This window comes from Thalassolituus hydrocarboniclasticus (genome assembly GCF_025345565.1).
GTDB lineage: Bacteria > Pseudomonadota > Gammaproteobacteria > Pseudomonadales > Oceanobacteraceae > Venatoribacter > Venatoribacter hydrocarboniclasticus.
The window spans coordinates 3,981,581-3,998,812 of the sequence record NZ_CP054475.1; the positions used below are offsets into that span (position 1 = coordinate 3,981,581).

Consider the following 17,232-nt stretch of genomic DNA (forward strand, 5'->3'; position numbering starts at 1 on the left):
GGCAGCCTTAAAAACTCCAGTTTATGGTGCTTTCCAGCCGGTTTTGGCCATAGCTTGCTGCGGCAACGTCAGACTGGCGATCATCACGCTGCAAACTGACCGACCACTGCCAGCGTTTACTGAGTTGCCAGCGGCTGCTGATCTCCAGACGCTGGCGCTGTTCCGTTACCGCGTCGTACTGACGCTGCTCCAGCCGCGCCCTCAGATGATTCACCACACCGAGCCCAAACCAGCGGCTGCGGTGTCTGAGTGACAGCCGTCCGATACCCGCCTGATAACTGTAAACCTGAGCATTCGCCTGTTCATCCACCCCCTGTATCAGGGCGCTGAGCGATAAGCCGCTGCTGCGGAAAAACCAGTACAGCTGCAGACGGGCAGCGCTGCGCTCACTGTCGCGGGCGCTGTTTTGTTCGTAGGTTTTGCGCATAAAATCGAACTGGGTGCGCACATACAGGGATTCTGACGGGATAAAGCCCAGAGCCGGGCTGATACGTTCGAGCTGCATATAACTCTGCCCGTCCACATCTGCGGTGGCCGCAATCAGTGAAACATCGGTGGCCAGCACATCACCCTGATAACCAAGGCGCAAAAGGCCGGTCTGCAGGCGGTTGTCATATTCACTGTAGATCTGCCAGCGTTGTTCTTTCAGCCAGTAGCTGGTCTCAAACTGCACACCACGACGCCCCGCCGTACGCCAGCCAAGCGAAGCTTCCAGTGCATGATAACTGTCACCCAGGCCAGCATTGATATCGGTAACGTCGGGGGCAACATTGGAGTCGTAGCCGGCACCGGCGGCCAGCTCGAGCTGCAGTCCGGCCTTTGCCTGAGCGGCAAACACCAGTAATAAGATAAGCAGCAGCCCCCGCTGCCGGAATACTCCGCGCAGGGGGGCTGCTGTTAGGGTTGCTAAAGGATTGAGCAAAATATCAGTCATCAATTTCCATCGACTGCACGATCAGAACCTGACCGTCGAATGAGCCTTCAATTTCAACCATATTGCCACTCACCAGAGAGGACAGCATAGCCGGGTCCTGCGCGCTGACATCCACCGTCAGTCCCAGCAGCACAATAGTACCGGCACTCAGGTTGATGTCCGATACCGGGGCTTTCAGTTCCACCTTGCTGTCGGCGTCAACACGTTCCAGCAGCTGTGCACGGTACTGACCGGCCGTGGTTTCTTCGAGCAGCAGTTCAACATGATCACCGGGCTGCAGCATGCTCAGATTAAAGTACACTTCACCGTCGCGGTCATCGCGTACACGGGTACGCAGGTCGACGCTTACGGTAATACCCATTACGGTCAGGGTGTTTTCAGTGGTCGCCTGAACCACACCTTCCAGTTCAATTTCCGGTGCTTCTTCAAACTCGATTTCTTCCGCCAGCAGTACGCCATCGCTACCGACAACGCCTTCGACTTCAACCATCACACCCGCCTGTAAAGCCGACTGCTCGCCGTCATCAAATTCGGTTTCGCTGTCAAAGCGCACGGTCATACCGTTTACAACAAACTGGCTGTTGTCGCTATCAACGGCGGTCACCACGCCTGACATTTCCAGCTCGGTATCTTCTTCAAAGTCGCTGTCTTCGGCTTCAATTTCGCTGGCAACCAGCACGTCGCCGTCCAGAGCACCTTCAACTTCAACCAGCATGCCATCGCTCAGCGTGGCGCCATCCAGATCCAGACTGGCAACGCTGGCATAGCTGATCAGCTGAGAACCGATCAGGAAAGTCTGCGCAGCACTGTCGAGGCCAGCCACAACACCGGTCAGTTCTTCCGGGCTCTGGTCATCGTCATCTGCGGCAATAAAGCTGGCGATGATGCGTCCTTCACCGGCGCTGTAACCGCTGACTTCAACGCGCTGACCTGCACTCAGAGTCGCCAGATCAAGGCCTTCAAAAATGGTCATGGCATCGGTCACAACCGTCTGGCCGAGCACCGTCAGTGTACCTGCCGCTGCATCAACGGCGGTTACTGTACCTTCAACGCTGACGTCATAAATAATTTCAACAGCCACACCTTCTGCACCATTGTGGTTACCGACAATAGTAACCACCTGACCAACCCGCAGGTCGCCCTGGATACCAGCGCGGTCATCCACCATAAACTGGCTGCGGTCGCTGTTAAAATGCACACCGTTAACAATCACACTGCCAAAGCCGTCGATAACACCACGTGTTACCTGCTTGCCATTGTCTTTGGCAGATGAAGAACCACCACCACAAGCGGTTACCAGCAGCGAACCAGCCAGACAAACGGCAACAGACAGAAGATGTTTTTTCATAGCAATACTCTCTCGTTTATTTCAGTGAACTCACTGGTAAAAACGCCGGCGGTTGAAAAATATTCCATCCATTATTGTTAACTTTCGTTAAAGAGAGATTGCATAAGACCAAAGCCAAAAACCGGATCGCGTCCGGCCTCGCCCAGATCCAGAGCCTGGCGGGATAAACGTTCACGCTCTGTCTGACAGTCCTCTGGCGGGCTTGAGGCCAGTACCGCCGTGGCCAGCGCCGTAGCGAAAGAGGTACCGGACATCATCCCGTGGCCGTCAGCTGTGACCACCCTGAGGTTGACCCCCGGCAATGCAAACTCAACATGCTCGCCCTGTACTGCCCGGTTAAAAATCCGCTGCTGCTCATCCACTGCGGTGATGGCAATCACCTCCGCATAGGCTGCCGGATAACGCGGAAAGGCGGCCGCACCGTCATTACCCACCGATGACAGCAACTGCACACCACGCGCCTGTACCTGAGTCAGCACACGTTGCAGCAAGGGGTTAGGCGGACCGGAGAGCGACATATTGATCAGCTCCACATCGTTCTGCAGCAGCCAGTCCAGACCGGCGATCAGCTGACCGGCGCTGGCCTGCACCGGCCCGTCCGCCGAGCGGGCAAACACCACCGCATTGACCAGTTGCACCGAGGTCAGCAGACCCGGAACCGCACAGCCGGAGTTGGCCGCCAGCAGACCGGCGATGGCCGTACCATGGCGGCTGTCGGGCAATGCATCCGCAGCATGAAACTCACGCTGCGCGATATTCACGCCGGCAAAACAGGGGTGTTGGGTATCAATGGCGGAATCCATCATGCCGATAATCCGCTGTGCCGTTCTGGCCTGCGGCCAGCCCAGTGCATCCGCTGCGTGTAGTCCCGAACCGGGGGCCGGTTTCTGCGCTGCGTTCGGAGCCGCATCACCGTCGAGCCGGTAGTAATGATCCGGCGCAACCGTATCCTGCAGCGCTTTCTGCTGTTCTGGCAGCTCTGGCATTTCGTCAAACGTGATCAGATGCAGCCCAAGCGCAGGCAGAGGCTCAGCCGCCACCGCCTTAACACCCTGAGCCTGCAGGGCCTGCCATTCTTCCGCACTTAATAAGGCAATAAAGCGCTCAGGTTCAGTCTCGTCGAACGCATCTTCGAGCTGTTCTTCCAGTTCATCTAACTGCCGGGCGGCCAGAATATGCTGCAGTTTATCTTCCAGCTCCTCTTCACGGTCATCCAGAGAATCGTCCAGCTTGTCTTCCAGTTCGTCCTCAAGCTCGTCTTCCAGATCATCATCGAGCTCGTCTTCCAGCCGTTCTTCCAGCTCTTCCTCCAGCCGGTCTTCAAGTTCCTCCTGAGCATCGAGCATCTCTTCCAGCTGTTCCTCCAGACGCTCTTCCAGCAGTTCTTCCTGCTCTTCCAGGTCGTCATCCGCATCGCTTTCCGCCAGCAGCGGCAGGGGCATGACTAATAAAATGTACAGCAGCCAACACGCTTTCACTCTAAACTCCCGCTGTCTGTGCTTATTCCGGTATCGCCAGCCTGTGTTAAACACTGGGTTATCCGGTTGCTTCTCTCTTTAACGATTATCCGGCCGGAATATTTCCTGCACATGGAATAAAACTTCATGTCCCGCGTTTACCTGATATGAATATTCAGCATCAACATTTTCAGCAGCAATTACTGGCAGCGCTTCCGGCAATCCGACGCTATTGCCTGGCGCTTACCGGTCAGCAACACAGTGCCGATGATCTGCTTCAGGCAACGGTCGAGCGGGCACTGGCTCGCTGGCAACAATATCAGGCAGACACCCACTTTGATCGTTGGTTATATCGTCTCTGCCGCAACCTTTGGATTGATACCATGCGCCGGGAAAAACCAAGCGACAGTCTGGATGAAGAACACGACACCGTGCTTTCCGGCAGCAATCTCGCCGAACAGTACGAAACCCATACCACACTGGCCAGGGTGCAGGCACATATGCAGCAGTTAAGCGAAGTACTGCGCACCACACTTTATCTGGTCGCAGTTGAAGGCCACAGCTATCAGGAAGCGGCCGACATTATGGAAGTACCAGTGGGTACCATCATGAGCCGCCTTGCCCGCGCCCGCCAACAGCTCAGTCTGGCACTGTAGGAGAACAGCATGCATACCATCAGCGACGAACAGTTATCGGCCTTTATTGATAAGGCTTTACCCGACAGCGAAATGCATCATATCAATAACTTGCTGGCGGAGTCTGCGGAACTCAGGGAGCGCCTGCACAAACTGCAACAGGCCGATGAGATGGCACGGCAGTTTTTTGCCAGTCAGGATGATATCCCCCTGCCCGCCGGCCTGCTGGAACAGATAAAGGCGCACCAGCCCGAAGCGGAGGTAGTGCAATTCCAGCCGCGCGTACGCTGGCCATGGGCCATTGCCGCCAGCGTAGTGCTGAGCGTTGGCCTTGTCTGGCAACTACTGTCACCGGCGGCCTATACCGCAACCGACCGCGCTTTGCTCAGCATGAGTTCCGGCAGCGTAAAAATTATGAACGCAGAGGAACGTCTTGAGATTACCCGCTCAGAGCTGAACAGCGCAGGCCAGTTCTGCCGGTATTTTATTGTGCATACACCGGTCAGCTCAGAGGAAAGCAGCGCCTGCTGGCAGGGTGAGCAGTGGCTTTATCAGTCACCGGGAAGCAGCAGTCAGTACCAGCCGGCCAGCGCCAGCGAACAGCCAGCGCAAAGCCTGAGCGCCGACGAGGAAGAACGCTGGCTGCGTACCCTGTCACAGCAGATACAGGCCGACTAAGCCGCACGCCTGTTTAGGGCTGCGTTCTCAGACAGTGGGCAGTAAATATTTTTGTCATCTGTGTATGCGACCCTGACCTTCTGTTATTGAAATGGCAAAGGATATGCGCAATCTGATGAACCCTCTTTATCCGGCTCTCGTACTTCTCTGCGCCGGTTCTTTGCATGCCGAGCCCCTGGCAAAAGACAACTGGCAGGAACGCATGGCCATTGGCATCGGCAGCGGCAGCACGTTTTCGGTTACCGGCCTGCGGCTGGATATTCCCCTGACAGATACCATGGATCTGCTGCCTGTTATCGGCCTTGGTGGCGCACTCGGTTTACAACACCGGCCACTGGAGAGCTATCCGCGTTTTGGTTACGGTGCCATGTACGGTGCTGTCGCGCTTGCAACCAGCTACGGAGAAGACGGAATCAGCACCGAAGAGCCCTGTTATGGTGCCAGTCTGTTTGTAGGAATAACGCCCCGCTATGATCGTTTCAGCGTCAGTAGCAGTGTTGGTTATGTTGTACCGTCCACACCGGCCGGAGCCTGCTCTGATAATTCGGAACGTACCGATGGCAACCCGCACTGGCAGATATCTGTGGGGCTGCATTTACCATTGCGCATCCGTGCCCTGGGCCGGCTCCACCGCTGGTAATACACCGGGCTACTGCCCGGTCATGATCTGAGCAGAAGGTGTTGCAAGCTGCTCAAGAGTTGCCAGCATGATTCCATCATCACCACTGAGTACCACCTCGTTCCCCTGCACAATCAGATCCGTACAATTCAAACCTGTGTGCAGCGCAGCGACTGTGGGCTGCAGCGGATTGCTGACATCCACTTCCTGCAAACCTGCAGCGGTGCAGACATAGAGCACAGAACCCGACAACGCGAGCCCCTGCGGCTGGGGTAACGGCAAAACAGCCAGCAACCAGATGTTATCGCCAGAGCTTGTGTCGTAAATCAACAACCGGTCTTCTCCTTCATCACCGCAGCGATTGCCAGCCCTGACGGTAATGTACATCAGGTCATCACGGCCAATAGCAGGATCACAACTGCGGGCATGGCGGGCAAAGGCCAGCCGCATCAGCGCTCCATCACTGCCAACCTGCAGTACATAGCTGCCGTCGCTGGCGCCGACAAGAACCTTGTCCGTTCCTTCCACTGACAGTGTTTCGCCAAAGCTCAGATCCAGCGAATCCCGCAATACCGGTTTTGCCGGATCGCTCAGATCGTAGGTATGAACCCGCTCTGAATTACTCAGCACCACCAGATAGCCATTCTGTATAACCATTCCCGACGTGGAGCCATTAACGCTGCTGCTCAGATCCGAACTACCCGAATCACCACCACAGGCGCTGAGCAGCCCTGTCAGACACAGAGCAAGAGTGAGCAGCTTCCAGTTCGCAGTCATTGTTGCACCCCATAAAGAAAACGACGGCCATCCACCGTGTCATAGCCAATGATCAGCGGATGCCCTCCATCCAGAACCCCACTCTTAAAATCAGCGCCCTCAATCCACTTACTGGGCTGGCGCGGCATGGAATACTGATCGGTAACCCGCTTCACGCTATTGGCGCTGTAGGTGGCATCGCGCAGATCGGCAAGGTTGATGGCATACAGGTCGGTAAAGCTGTTGGTGTAAAGGTAGCCATTACTGATGGTCAGCTCGGTGGCACCAGGCAGAGGGTAGAAGCCTATCCGCAGGGGATTCTGTCGATCAGAGATATCGAAGAAGTGATGCCCGGAGTAACGGTCATTAACGACCAGTAAATCACCGCTCTGCAGCAGTTTACCCGGACTGCGTAACGGCACGCTGTTACCGTAAACCGGGACAGGCAGGCGTTGCAGATCATCCGGATCGAGGTACACCGGGATGTCACAGTATTGATCATCGTGCTGGCAGACTTTTTCATGCCACTTCTGATAGAAGGGATTGCAGCCAACCAGTGTAACAACAGAAAAAAATGCCAGAATCCTGAATTGCATAGTCATCGTCCCTGATAGGTAAACGCACCCTATCAGGAATTGATGACAAAACGGTTATTGCAGCATTAACTACTCAAAGTCCCGGCAAGCGGGTATCGGCATCGGGTCCGTAGCGTTCGCCAAACTTCTGATGCAGCCACGCCAGAGCCAGCAGTGCCAGACCCAGCCCCATAAAGGACGCCACACGCCACAGCCCGGTCAGGCCCGCCATATCAATCAGGAACAGCTTGGCCACGACCACCAGCAACAACACCATACCGCCACGGTAAATATCGCGGCTGGCGAGCCAGCGCCCCAGCGTCAGCGCGCCGGCGGCCAGCAGCATCCACACCACTGAGTAGGTGTAGAGTTCGCCATCCGGGGTGTAGTTACTCAGGCTCATACCGGCATCGCCCTGCCAGATCTGGCGGATTTCCAGCGAGATAAACCAGAGCGTGTTCAGCCCGGCAGCCAGTGCGGCAAAACGGCCGTACTGCGCCGGCAGCTGACGCCACAGCGCCAGCATAATCAGCGTTGGCAGACCGTAGCTGAGTAACAGCATATTAAACAGCGGCGTCGAACCGATATTGCCGTTATTCCACAGCGGGTTTTCCGCCAGCATCAGCACAAACAGATAAGTTGCTGCAGCCGCTGCAAGATGCAGCAGACCCACCACCTGATAGAAACGCGGCAGCTGTTCGCTTAAGCGTGCACGCCACAGGTAGATCACCGCCGCACAGCCCCAGATCAGCACATTGAGACTTGCTTCAAGAAAGCTGAATTCATGATGGAAAATATCGCCGTCGTACAGCCAGTAGCGCACTTCTGCGGCCAGCGTCAGCACCAGCAGCTGTGCGGCACCACCCTGCAGCCAGGGCTGCATTTTCACTTCATGGCGCAGAATCCAGGCCGCCGCCGCCGCGCAGAGCGTAGCGCCGCCATAGGTCCAGAGTGACCAGTGAGTGCCAGCGTCGTAGCTCAGCAGCCAGGGGTTAAAGGTCAGACGCACAACCACCAGCAACAGCACGGCGCGGATAATCCACGCCATCAGCGGCAGCTGATAACGTTGCTGCAGCCAGGCCAGCGACACCAGCTGCAGGGCAAAGGCCAGCGTCAGGGTCGCTTCGGCCAGCCAGATCACCGCCGCCAGTGACAGACCCAGATGCGCCGCGCTGATCAGAATCACGCTGATCAGCGGCCGGGCATCGCCATAACGCTGCTGGTTCATATTGGCCAGCCACAGATACAGCATGCCCAACACCAGCGCTACCAGCCCCCAGGCCCAGTCGAGGCGGAAATCGGTAAACAGGTAATACCCCAAAGCCAGCATCAGCAGCGGTACGGCGCTGCCCAGCCCGGTCCAGAACGCCGGGTAAGGCACGCGCATACGCAGCAGCCACAGCGCACTGCCGCAGTACAGCAATGTCAGCCACAGGAAACGTACACCCAGCTGCGCCTGCCCGGCGGCGTCCGGACCCAACAGCACCAGTTCATCGCCGATATAGGTCAGCATGGGGATAACCGTCGCCAGCACAATCAGCACTAATGGCAGCGCCGCCAGCGGGTTCAGTTCCGGGCGACGGCTGGCCGCCAGCAACATCAGTACCGGCAATGCCAGCAGGGTGAAGTAACCCGAATCAATCACGCCTTCGCCGGCGAGGGTAATCCCCTGCGCCAGCAACACCAGCAATACGCCCGGCAAAGCAGGCCAGTGCGGATCGGCACGCCAGCTCTGCACCCGCTGCCACCAGCTGTCTGCGCTGGCAGGCTCATCATCGTTATCCTGATGGCGGTTCTGCAGTAACCAGTCAAAATGCGGTACCGCAAGAAACATATAGGCCAGCGCAAGCAGGTAAAGAGAACGCACGCCATCAGCAGGTTCGGTCATCAGACTGATCAGCCACCACAAAAGAGAGCCGGCAATCACACCGATCCACAGCCAGCGTTGCTGAACATAGGCCAGCAACCAGAGCGAGAACAGCGTCAGAATGCTGATATACACCAGCGCCACGGCAATCTGCCCCGAACCACTGCTGAGCAGAATTGGCACCAGATAACCACCGAGCATGCCCAGCGCCGCCAGCACCGGGCCATGGCGGAGTGCCAGCGCCAGCGTGGCAAAAGACACCAGCGCCATGCCGGTAAACACCAATCCGGGCGACGTGCCCGGCAATAATTTGAAGGCTGCAAATAACGCGGAATAAAGGATGATGCTGGCGCCACCGGCCAGCGCCGCAAAGACGTTATTCTGCCCTTTGTTACGCCGCAGCCATTCCGCCGCAACATGCAGGCCGATACCCGCCAGCAACGACAGCACTACGCGGGTTTCCGGCCCCAGCAGCCCCTGCTCGATGGAGTAACGCACCATAAACACGCCGGCCAGACCGACACAGATACCACCGAGCCAGACCATCCAGTTGTTGCGGATATTCTGCAGCAGGCGCTCAAGCAGATCCGGTTCGCGGCTTGCTGTCCCGGAAGAGTGAGCAGCAGAAGCCGCCGGCGCCTGATAAGAAGGCGCGGTCGGAGAATACACCGGCAGTTCAGCAGCAGGCTCAGATGCTGGTGCGGATACAGGTTCTGGTCCTGATTCGGATACTGATTCGGAGGCTGATTCAGAGGCATTAACAGGCTGAACCGCGCTGGCGGCAACCTCAGTCTGTCCGGTTGCGGCTGGTACCTGTTGCGCAGAACCGACCGCTGTCGGTGGAGGCGAAGTAACCGGGCGCTCAGTTTCTGCTGGTTTTTCCCGGCTGGCGGTAAGGCGGCGCAGGGCGGCTTCCAGCTGCCCGATACGCTGCTCCAGCGTACTGACTTTAAAGAACGCGACGACACCCAGTACCAATGCGCCGATTAAAGCCAGTACCAACAGCAGCGTCAGAGTGACAAATTCATCCATAAACACCATTCACTTTCATTGACTGATAACTCAGCAGGAGACTATACGCAATCCGCCCTGCCGCTGTCCTGATCTTTGCTCAGGAACCGAAGCGCCAGAGTATAACGCCAGCAGCACGGGAAAAGGTGACCTGAGCCTCAGGCTGATCAGGCAGAGAGTTGTTGTGGCAAATAGCGGGCATAAAAAAAGCGGGCCGGTGTATAAACCCGTGCCCGCTTTTCTTTATCAGCTTGTGCTGCTCACACTCAGAAGTAGTAACCAAACTGCACATTAAAGAAGGTCTGCCAGCCGTTTTCGCCATCGCCTTCTGCAAAGGCTTTGGTGTAATCACCGGCGCCGATGAAAGGTACGTTCTTGGCGCTGGTGACATCGAAGTTGGTGTACAGATTACCGGTCACCACCAGTACACCCAGCGTGTTGATCTGTGAATCGCGGAAGGCTTCTTTGTTTTTATCCAGCAGGTTGTAGTCGTTGTACAGCTGCACCTGATTGACGATGCCACCTTTCCACGGCAGGTCGTAGCTCAGGTTCAGGACATAGACATTCGCCTGTGCGGCGGCCATGTAACGCGCACCAAAACCACCCATCTGAATGGTGTCATCGCTGACGCCATCAGCGTTTTCGGCATTGTAGGAATAGCGGATCGCTTCCGACTGCACACCAAAGGCACCGTAGGTCGCGATGTAATGCAGCGCCAGAGCCTGGGCATTACCCATCTTGCCGGTGGTTTCGTTATACAGACCGCCATACTGCAGCGACACGCCAGCTTCCGCCTGTTCGCTCAGGGCATAAGCCGCACGCAGGTTGAACTGGTGGGTTTCCTGATTCTGCTGCACACCGGCATCGCCATCGGAGACCACATCAAATGAGAAACGCTGAGCATCGGTCGGAGCCGCATCGCCACTGGCGAAGTAAGCCAGCTGCAGATCCCACTTACCCTGCTTGCTCAGTACCTTGATGCCGCTGTCATAGTCGTCGTTAAAACCCAGATACAGAGTGGCATCGCCCCAGTAGCTGTGAGATTCGTACGGCAGGATACCGAACGGCACCTTGGTGATACCGACCTGTACTTCGGTGTTGTCAGACGCATCGGTAGCAAAATACAGGTGGTGCACCATGGCGCCATTGCCGCTGTCGTACCAGCGGTACTGGCTCGACAGACGTACGCCCTGATGTTCAGCTTCGATACCGAGGTTGATCTGGTTATAGGTGAAATCGCCACCGCGTTCGGTCTGCGCTTCGTTCCAGTCTTTATAGGTGTAATTCAGACGGAAGCCACCAGTCAGGCGTACATTTTCCAGCGCGGTTACCCGCTGTTCCAGACTGTTGGTTTCGTGGGTATCAGCAAAGGCCTGAGGGCCAATCAACAGGGTCGCCAGTAAGGCGCGGGAGAAGGTAGCGTTAGACATGAAATTCTCTGCGATGATTAAAACCTGACCAAGCGGTCATAAAAAGCGCAGCATCATTCCAGAATTGTCTTCTTTGTTGTATGGAATATATGTAACGGAATGTTTCTCCCTGAGAAATTGATAAACCCCTACATAAGGATCGATAAAAAATCCTTTAATATCAAAAGCTTGCGTCGCACCCTGATATCCTCGACGAGATATGAGCGAAAAATAGTCAGGTTTTCAGAATCTGTGATTATGGCTGACTGAGATAGAACTCCAGCAGCTCCTGCAGCCTCCCTTCTTTGCGTAGCCGGCTGATGCCTTCATCGAGAACGATTTTGAGCTGTGGCGCGCGGCTGTACAGGCGCGAAATCAGCATCACAAAATCATCTGCCGCGACCCCGGGCAACGCCTCCACCTGAATGTCATCACCCAGATCAACATCCCCCTGACGATACAGGCTGTGCAATATTTCCAGGCGTGTCAGAAACAGGTCGCAACGGCCGCGCCGGATCTGCGCCAGCGCCTGAGCGTAATGATTGGCCTCACGCATCACCCAGCGATTCTCAATGCCAAAACGGCTGTAGTCATAACCGCGCAAACCACAGAGAAGATAATTTTTCAGGTCATTACTGCTACTTATCGGCGGTGCTGAAGAGAAGCGCTTACGCGAATAGGCGTAGCCGGGCTGCACCTGATAATAAGGTTTGCTGGTAAGAAAGTTTTTCTGGCGTTCGGCGCTGGCCGAGGCGCTGAGAGCGATCTGATACAGGCCTTTTTCAACCTCCAGCAGACAACGCTTCCACGGCAGCATATGAATCTCATAATCAAAGCCGGCCGCCGGCAGAATCAGTGCCAGTACATCCACATCATACCCACGCACGGCACCATCAGACTCAAAGGTATAAGGCGGCCAGCCGGCTGCATCGCCGCAAATCCGCAGCACCGTTTCAGCCCGGACCGGCTGTGCCGGCAGCAGACTGATAACCAGCCATACCATGGCGCATCTCAGGGTGTATTGCATAGATCTCTCACCGCCTGATTACTGCCCTGAGTGTAGATGCTGAAATCTCTGCTGTCGCACTCTGAGGACCGCTGGCGTTATTAGTAAAAATAACAGCAGAAGGGTGCTTTCCGGCGGTTAGAACCAATCTTTCTAAGTGTGCATTGATGCTCTGCTTTACTCAATTTACCCCCCAGAAAAGATTCACAGGAGTGTAAGTATGAGCAGCAATATTCCCCTCAGAATTCTGCTGAGCGGACTGCTTGGCGCAGGTTTGGCGGCCTGCAGTAACGACTCATCCAACAGCAGTTCAGGCAGCAGTACAACCATGTCCGGTAAAGTGGCCGATGGCTATCTGGCCGGTGCCAGAGTGTGTCTCGACCTGAACGCCAACCAGGTTTGTGATGATGGCGAACCCTCCACAACGTCCTCCTCAGGTGGCAGTTTCACCATTACCAACGCCACCGCTGAGCAAATTGCCAGTGCCGCCATCGTGGTTGAAATCATCGTCGGCGAAACCATCGATGAAGACAATCCCGGCACCGCCATTAATAAAACCTACACCCTGACGGCCCCCGCCGGTTATGGCTTTGTCAGCCCGCTGACCACCATGGTACAGAATGAAGTACGGGAAAAAGGCGTCACTCCTGACGAGGCCAAAGCCTCGATTCAGACCCGTCTGGGCACCAGCGTCGACCTCGAAGAAGACTATGTTGCCGGCAGTGATGGTGGTGGCAATGACGCCGCCGAATTTGAGCGCGTGCATAAAGTGGCGCAGGTTACCCGTGCGGTCATGCAGCAGAATATCGAAACCGTTACCCAGGTACTGGATGGCGCCAACGTTTCTTTTGAAGATGTGCTGGCGTTAATCGTCAGTCAGGTTCTGGAAGCACTGGAAACCATCGGCACCGCCGTTGATAACAGCAGCGGAGAATTTGATGCCGACGCACTGGTCGACTCCGGTGTGGTTGATGATGCCGGCATCGACCCTTCTGTGGTCGAAGACGATCTGGCGGAACGTGAAGCCGAGCGCAATGCCAGCAGTGTCAGCATCGCCGGTGTACTGAGCGGCGGCGGCAGCCTGCACTTCTTTGAAAGTGACGAAGACAACGGCCAGGTCAGTTTTTACTATGGCACAGTGTCGTCTGGCGGCGGCAGCAGTGTCACTGTCACTGACTATCGCTATAACAGCAGCAACGGCCTGTGGGAAACCCAGGCCAGCGAGAGCAACAGCGAACAAACCTGCATCCTGTCTTCCGGCAGCTGGACCTGCGTCAGCGAAGACGCTGAAACCATTGCCATCAGCGGTGACAGCGTCGTGGTCAGCCGCGGTGGTCTCAGCGTTGCTCAGGAAACCATCAGCGGCATCGCCGTAAGCCTCACGGACAAACGTATTCAGACCTATGCCAACGATGAATACTTCAGCCTCGCTCTTGATCCGACCGCTAAGTTCAGCACCAACGCCACAGGTTATAAACTGACCTTTACCCGCAGCAACGACTACTACGAACTGTATAAAGACAACACAGCCAGTATTGCTGACTGCTGGGATGGCACCGCCAATACCGAAGGCCCGTGGGCGCCAACCGACACCTGGTGTAATAACGCCTTTACCCGTACCGGTGATGGCAACGCACAGACCGACGGCAATGCCGCCGCGGCACTGTCTGAGCTGATTTCGGCCAATGCGGCGGTCAGCCCGGAAACCCCGGAAGACATCAAAGGCACCGACCTTTACGGCAACGACAAGAGCTGGCTGATGGAGTTTGTCAGCGGTGGCACACTCAACTTCTACCCGTTCAGTTATGGGGAAGGCGGACCAACACTGGGCAGCAAAGTCAGCGGCAGCTGGGTACAGAAAACCGTCGACGGCAAAACCATTCTGCAATTTACCCTGCCGGAGCTGGTTGCTGCTCAGGGGGATTTCGATCGCTATGACCGCGTGCAGTTTTTCACCGTACATGAAGGCTATGTGCGCCGCGGCTACGTCGCCAAAGCCGGCAGCAGCAGTGATGATGAATGGGTCTTTAACGATACCGCGCGCGACGATATCAAAGCTGCATTCGACGATGATCTGCTCGTCAGTCTGGTTGCCTGTACCGCCGGAGATGCTGACGCTGCGTTAATCGGCGCTCTGGATACCGCAGCAACGGGCTGCTCCGCCACGGCCTTTATCAGTGATGATGTCGCCGGTAAATCTCTGACCTCTGACTTCGGCATATTCACCTTCGCTGCCAATAACACCGGCAGCTACTTTGGTGAGCTGGGTGATGATGGCCAGAAGTATCTCGACTTCACCTGGAGCATTGATGGCAGCGGCTACATCGTCATTAACACTTCTACACCGAACGGCGACGGCACCACCCTCTACCTGCGCATGAACATTGCCAAGGTTGAGCAGAATGCGCGTCAGGTCAGTGTGGTTACCCTGGGGCTGGAAGCCGACAGCGAAGCCGGACTGGACAGCGCCAGTGGTGATGTCCGCGGCGAGGTATGGAATATCCGCTGATAACCACAGCGTTCGCCAGAAACAAAAACGCCCGGCATTACTGACGCAATGCCGGGCGTTTTTTTATGCGGTCTGTCAGAAATCAGCCAGCATATTGCGCAGACTGGACAGGGTTTCCTGGCCGCGCTGTTTCTGTTCTTCGGCGGAGGTTTCGGTTTTACCTTCCCAGACGATATCGTCCGGTGGCAGCTCATCGAGGAAGCGCGAATGGGTGGTGTCCATGGCTTCGCCAAACTGACGCCGTTTACCCGCATAGGTAAGAGTGAGGGTGCGCTTGGCGCGGGTAATGCCCACGTACATCAGGCGCCGTTCTTCCTCGATGGTATCGGCCTCGATGCTGTTGCGGTGCGGCATCAGCTCTTCTTCCATGCCCATGATGTAAACGTGCGGAAACTCCAGACCTTTGGAGGCATGCAGGGTCATCAGCTGCACCTGATCGGCTTCGTCTTCTTTTTCCTGCTGCTCCATCATGTCGCGCAGAATCAGCTTGGACACCGCATCTTCTATGGTGCATTCATCGCCCAGCTCTTCCGCTTTGGCGATCATCTTGCTGATCGAATCGACCAGGAACCAGACGTTCTTCATGCGCCGTTCGGCCTGATTCGGCGTGCCGGAGTTCTGCAGCAGATAACCTTCGTAGTCGATATCGCTGATCATCTCTTTGACCGCCGCCACCGGATCATCGGTATAGGCGTTGCGGGTAATGCCTTCGAGCCAGTGGCCAAAGCGGCGCAGACGATCCAGCGCCTTGGGCATCAGCTGTTGCTCCAGCCCCATTTCGGTGGTCGCCGCCATCATGGAGATACCGCGCATGGCGGCGTATTCGCCCAACTTTTCGATGGTGGTCGGGCCGATTTCGCGACGCGGCGTGTTAATCACACGCAGGAAAGCCGCATCATCGGTCGGGTTAATCAGCAGCCGCAGGTAACCCATGATGTCTTTGATCTCGTTGCGGCCAAAAAACGACTGGCCACCGCTGAGTTTGTACGGCACCTGATAGGCCTGCAGTTTCATCTCGATCACACGCGACTGGTGGTTACCACGATAGAGCACGGCAAAATCGCGGTAGCCACAACCATAACGCAGGCGGCGCTCGACGATTTCGGTGGCAATGCGCTCGGCTTCCACTTCGTCGTTGCGGCATTTAAGAATCTTGATCGGGTCGCCGTAGCCCATATCGGACCACAGCTTTTTCTCGAATTCGTGCGGGTTGTTGTCGATTACGCGGTTAGCGGCGTTCAGGATCAGGCCGGTGGAGCGGTAATTCTGCTCCAGTTTGACGATTTTCAGCGTCGGGAAGTCTTTCTTCAGCAGCGACAGGTTTTCCGGCCGCGCACCACGCCAGGCATAGATCGACTGGTCATCGTCACCTACCACGGTGAGACCGGTACGGTGACCAACCAGCAGCTTCACCAGCTCGTACTGGCTGGTATTGGTGTCCTGATACTCATCCACCAGCAGATAGCGGATCTTCTTCTGCCAGCGGGTCAGCACTTCCGGATGATCACGGAACAGCACCGTCGGCACCATGATCAGGTCGTCAAAATCCACCGCGTTATAGGCTTTCAGCATGCGCTGATAAACGCTGTAGGTCTGGGCGATCAGCAATTCCTGCGGCGTCGATGCCACTTTGATGGCATGGTCGGGGGCGATCAGGTCGTTTTTGAGGTTGGAGATGGCGTTCTGCACCAGCTCGATCATATCGCCGTCGTCACCGTGTTCACGGTGCATCACGTCGCGGATAATGCCTTTGCAGTCATCCTGATCAAGAATCGAGAAACCGTTTTTATAGCCGGCGGTGGTCAGCTCATGGCGGATAATATTCAGGCCAAGGTTGTGGAAGGTCGATACTGTCAGACCTTTGGCCCCGCCTTTACCCACCAGCGACATCACCCGCTCTTTCATCTCGCGCGCGGCTTTATTGGTAAAGGTTACTGCAGCGATATGGTACGACTTGATGCCACAAACACCGATCAGGTAAGCAATCTTACGGGTAATCACCGACGTCTTGCCGGAGCCAGCACCGGCCAGCACCAGCAGCGGGCCATCCACATACTTGGCGGCTTCTTTCTGACGGGGATTGAGCTGACTTAGATCGACCACGGGCTTACCTCTCTGACGGGCGGGCATTCTAACAGCTCAGCGCATGGTTGGAATCTGCCACGGAGCGAGTCAGGCAGAATACAGACACAAGTGTCACTCTTTTTATCCCCAAAGCTGCGGCTACGGCATGCAAGTCATTGTCGGCGAAGGAAATTTTTATGCCACAAAAGAAGACAGACTGCCCGAAATGTCCTATATATAAACGCTGATTATTAAAAGAAATGGTTATGGATCGTGTCGTATATTGCCACTCAGGCAACAATACGCAGACCACATAACCGGGCGCCGCCTTACAGGCAGGCACACACCCGACCTTATTCAGTTC

The 17,232-nt window shown here is 56.0% G+C and carries 13 protein-coding genes; 4 read left to right on the forward strand and 9 right to left on the reverse strand.

Features of this window, described 5'->3' with window-relative positions; all coding sequences use genetic code 11:
* Positions 1–7: 7 nt before the first annotated feature.
* From HUF19_RS17930 to HUF19_RS17940, 3 genes are all read right to left on the reverse strand, one after another.
* The gene (locus tag HUF19_RS17930) at positions 8–934 is read right to left on the reverse strand and encodes a hypothetical protein (protein ID WP_260997854.1); all 927 of its coding nucleotides are present in this window, start codon (positions 932–934) and stop codon (positions 8–10) included.
* Positions 927–2,282: a DUF5666 domain-containing protein gene (locus HUF19_RS17935; protein ID WP_260997855.1), complete on the reverse strand. Its 1,356-nt coding sequence runs from the start codon at positions 2,280–2,282 to the stop codon at positions 927–929. The genes HUF19_RS17930 and HUF19_RS17935 overlap by 8 nt, the downstream gene beginning before the upstream one ends.
* A gap of 77 nt (positions 2,283–2,359) precedes the next feature.
* Complete coding sequence (locus tag HUF19_RS17940) at positions 2,360–3,760, reverse strand: S8 family serine peptidase (RefSeq protein ID WP_260997856.1); 1,401 nt, start codon at positions 3,758–3,760, stop codon at positions 2,360–2,362.
* Between the two features lie 146 nt (positions 3,761–3,906).
* Between HUF19_RS17940 and HUF19_RS17945 the strand changes: the two genes are divergently transcribed.
* From HUF19_RS17945 to HUF19_RS17955, 3 genes are all read left to right on the forward strand, one after another.
* Positions 3,907–4,395 (forward strand): RNA polymerase sigma factor, encoded by a 489-nt coding sequence (locus HUF19_RS17945; RefSeq protein ID WP_260997857.1) that lies wholly within the window; start codon positions 3,907–3,909, stop codon positions 4,393–4,395.
* A gap of 9 nt (positions 4,396–4,404) precedes the next feature.
* The gene (locus HUF19_RS17950; RefSeq protein WP_260997858.1) at positions 4,405–5,052 is read left to right on the forward strand and encodes an anti-sigma factor family protein; all 648 of its coding nucleotides are present in this window, start codon (positions 4,405–4,407) and stop codon (positions 5,050–5,052) included.
* 103 nt (positions 5,053–5,155) lie between these two features.
* On the forward strand, positions 5,156–5,692 hold the full coding sequence (locus HUF19_RS17955) for a hypothetical protein (protein WP_260997859.1): 537 nt from the start codon (positions 5,156–5,158) through the stop codon (positions 5,690–5,692).
* Between the two features lie 9 nt (positions 5,693–5,701).
* Here the strand turns inward: HUF19_RS17955 and HUF19_RS17960 are convergent, their stop codons facing one another.
* The 5 genes from HUF19_RS17960 to HUF19_RS17980 all read right to left on the reverse strand — a co-directional run bounded on the left by HUF19_RS17960 (position 5,702) and on the right by HUF19_RS17980 (position 12,292).
* A complete protein-coding gene (locus tag HUF19_RS17960; protein WP_260997860.1) occupies positions 5,702–6,448 on the reverse strand; it encodes an LVIVD repeat-containing protein in 747 nt (248 codons plus the stop codon).
* Entirely contained in the window at positions 6,445–7,023 is a 579-nt protein-coding gene (locus HUF19_RS17965) for an LVIVD repeat-containing protein (protein WP_260997861.1), read from the reverse strand. The genes HUF19_RS17960 and HUF19_RS17965 overlap by 4 nt, the downstream gene beginning before the upstream one ends.
* Before the next feature lie 73 nt (positions 7,024–7,096).
* Positions 7,097–9,901, reverse strand: coding sequence for a DUF2339 domain-containing protein (locus HUF19_RS17970; protein ID WP_260997862.1), 2,805 nt, complete (start codon positions 9,899–9,901; stop codon positions 7,097–7,099).
* Between the two features lie 245 nt (positions 9,902–10,146).
* Entirely contained in the window at positions 10,147–11,310 is a 1,164-nt protein-coding gene (locus tag HUF19_RS17975; protein WP_260997863.1) for a hypothetical protein, read from the reverse strand.
* A 235-nt stretch (positions 11,311–11,545) separates the two neighbouring features.
* Positions 11,546–12,292: a substrate-binding periplasmic protein gene (locus HUF19_RS17980; RefSeq protein ID WP_260997864.1), complete on the reverse strand. Its 747-nt coding sequence runs from the start codon at positions 12,290–12,292 to the stop codon at positions 11,546–11,548.
* A gap of 223 nt (positions 12,293–12,515) precedes the next feature.
* Here HUF19_RS17980 and HUF19_RS17985 point away from each other — a divergent pair, with 223 nt between their 5' ends.
* Positions 12,516–14,804: a hypothetical protein gene (locus HUF19_RS17985; protein WP_260997865.1), complete on the forward strand. Its 2,289-nt coding sequence runs from the start codon at positions 12,516–12,518 to the stop codon at positions 14,802–14,804.
* A 75-nt stretch (positions 14,805–14,879) separates the two neighbouring features.
* On the opposite strand, the gene rep is transcribed toward HUF19_RS17985, so the two are convergent.
* Positions 14,880–16,907, reverse strand: coding sequence for a DNA helicase Rep (gene rep, locus HUF19_RS17990; protein WP_145467453.1), 2,028 nt, complete (start codon positions 16,905–16,907; stop codon positions 14,880–14,882).
* Positions 16,908–17,232 lie beyond the last annotated feature (325 nt).

What these genes read in the sequence shown, in the direction of transcription:
- HUF19_RS17930 (WP_260997854.1), bottom strand. Translation starts at nt 934, where the DNA reads ATGACTGATATTTTGCTCAATCCTTTAGCAACCCTAACAGCAGCCCCC.
- HUF19_RS17935 (WP_260997855.1), bottom strand. Translation starts at nt 2,282, where the DNA reads ATGAAAAAACATCTTCTGTCTGTTGCCGTTTGTCTGGCTGGTTCGCTG.
- HUF19_RS17945 (WP_260997857.1), top strand. Translation starts at nt 3,907, where the DNA reads ATGAATATTCAGCATCAACATTTTCAGCAGCAATTACTGGCAGCGCTT.
- HUF19_RS17950 (WP_260997858.1), top strand. Translation starts at nt 4,405, where the DNA reads ATGCATACCATCAGCGACGAACAGTTATCGGCCTTTATTGATAAGGCT.
- HUF19_RS17955 (WP_260997859.1), top strand. Translation starts at nt 5,156, where the DNA reads ATGCGCAATCTGATGAACCCTCTTTATCCGGCTCTCGTACTTCTCTGC.
- HUF19_RS17960 (WP_260997860.1), bottom strand. Translation starts at nt 6,448, where the DNA reads ATGACTGCGAACTGGAAGCTGCTCACTCTTGCTCTGTGTCTGACAGGG.
- HUF19_RS17965 (WP_260997861.1), bottom strand. Translation starts at nt 7,023, where the DNA reads ATGCAATTCAGGATTCTGGCATTTTTTTCTGTTGTTACACTGGTTGGC.
- HUF19_RS17970 (WP_260997862.1), bottom strand. Translation starts at nt 9,901, where the DNA reads ATGGATGAATTTGTCACTCTGACGCTGCTGTTGGTACTGGCTTTAATC.
- HUF19_RS17975 (WP_260997863.1), bottom strand. Translation starts at nt 11,310, where the DNA reads ATGTCTAACGCTACCTTCTCCCGCGCCTTACTGGCGACCCTGTTGATT.
- HUF19_RS17980 (WP_260997864.1), bottom strand. Translation starts at nt 12,292, where the DNA reads ATGGTATGGCTGGTTATCAGTCTGCTGCCGGCACAGCCGGTCCGGGCT.
- HUF19_RS17985 (WP_260997865.1), top strand. Translation starts at nt 12,516, where the DNA reads ATGAGCAGCAATATTCCCCTCAGAATTCTGCTGAGCGGACTGCTTGGC.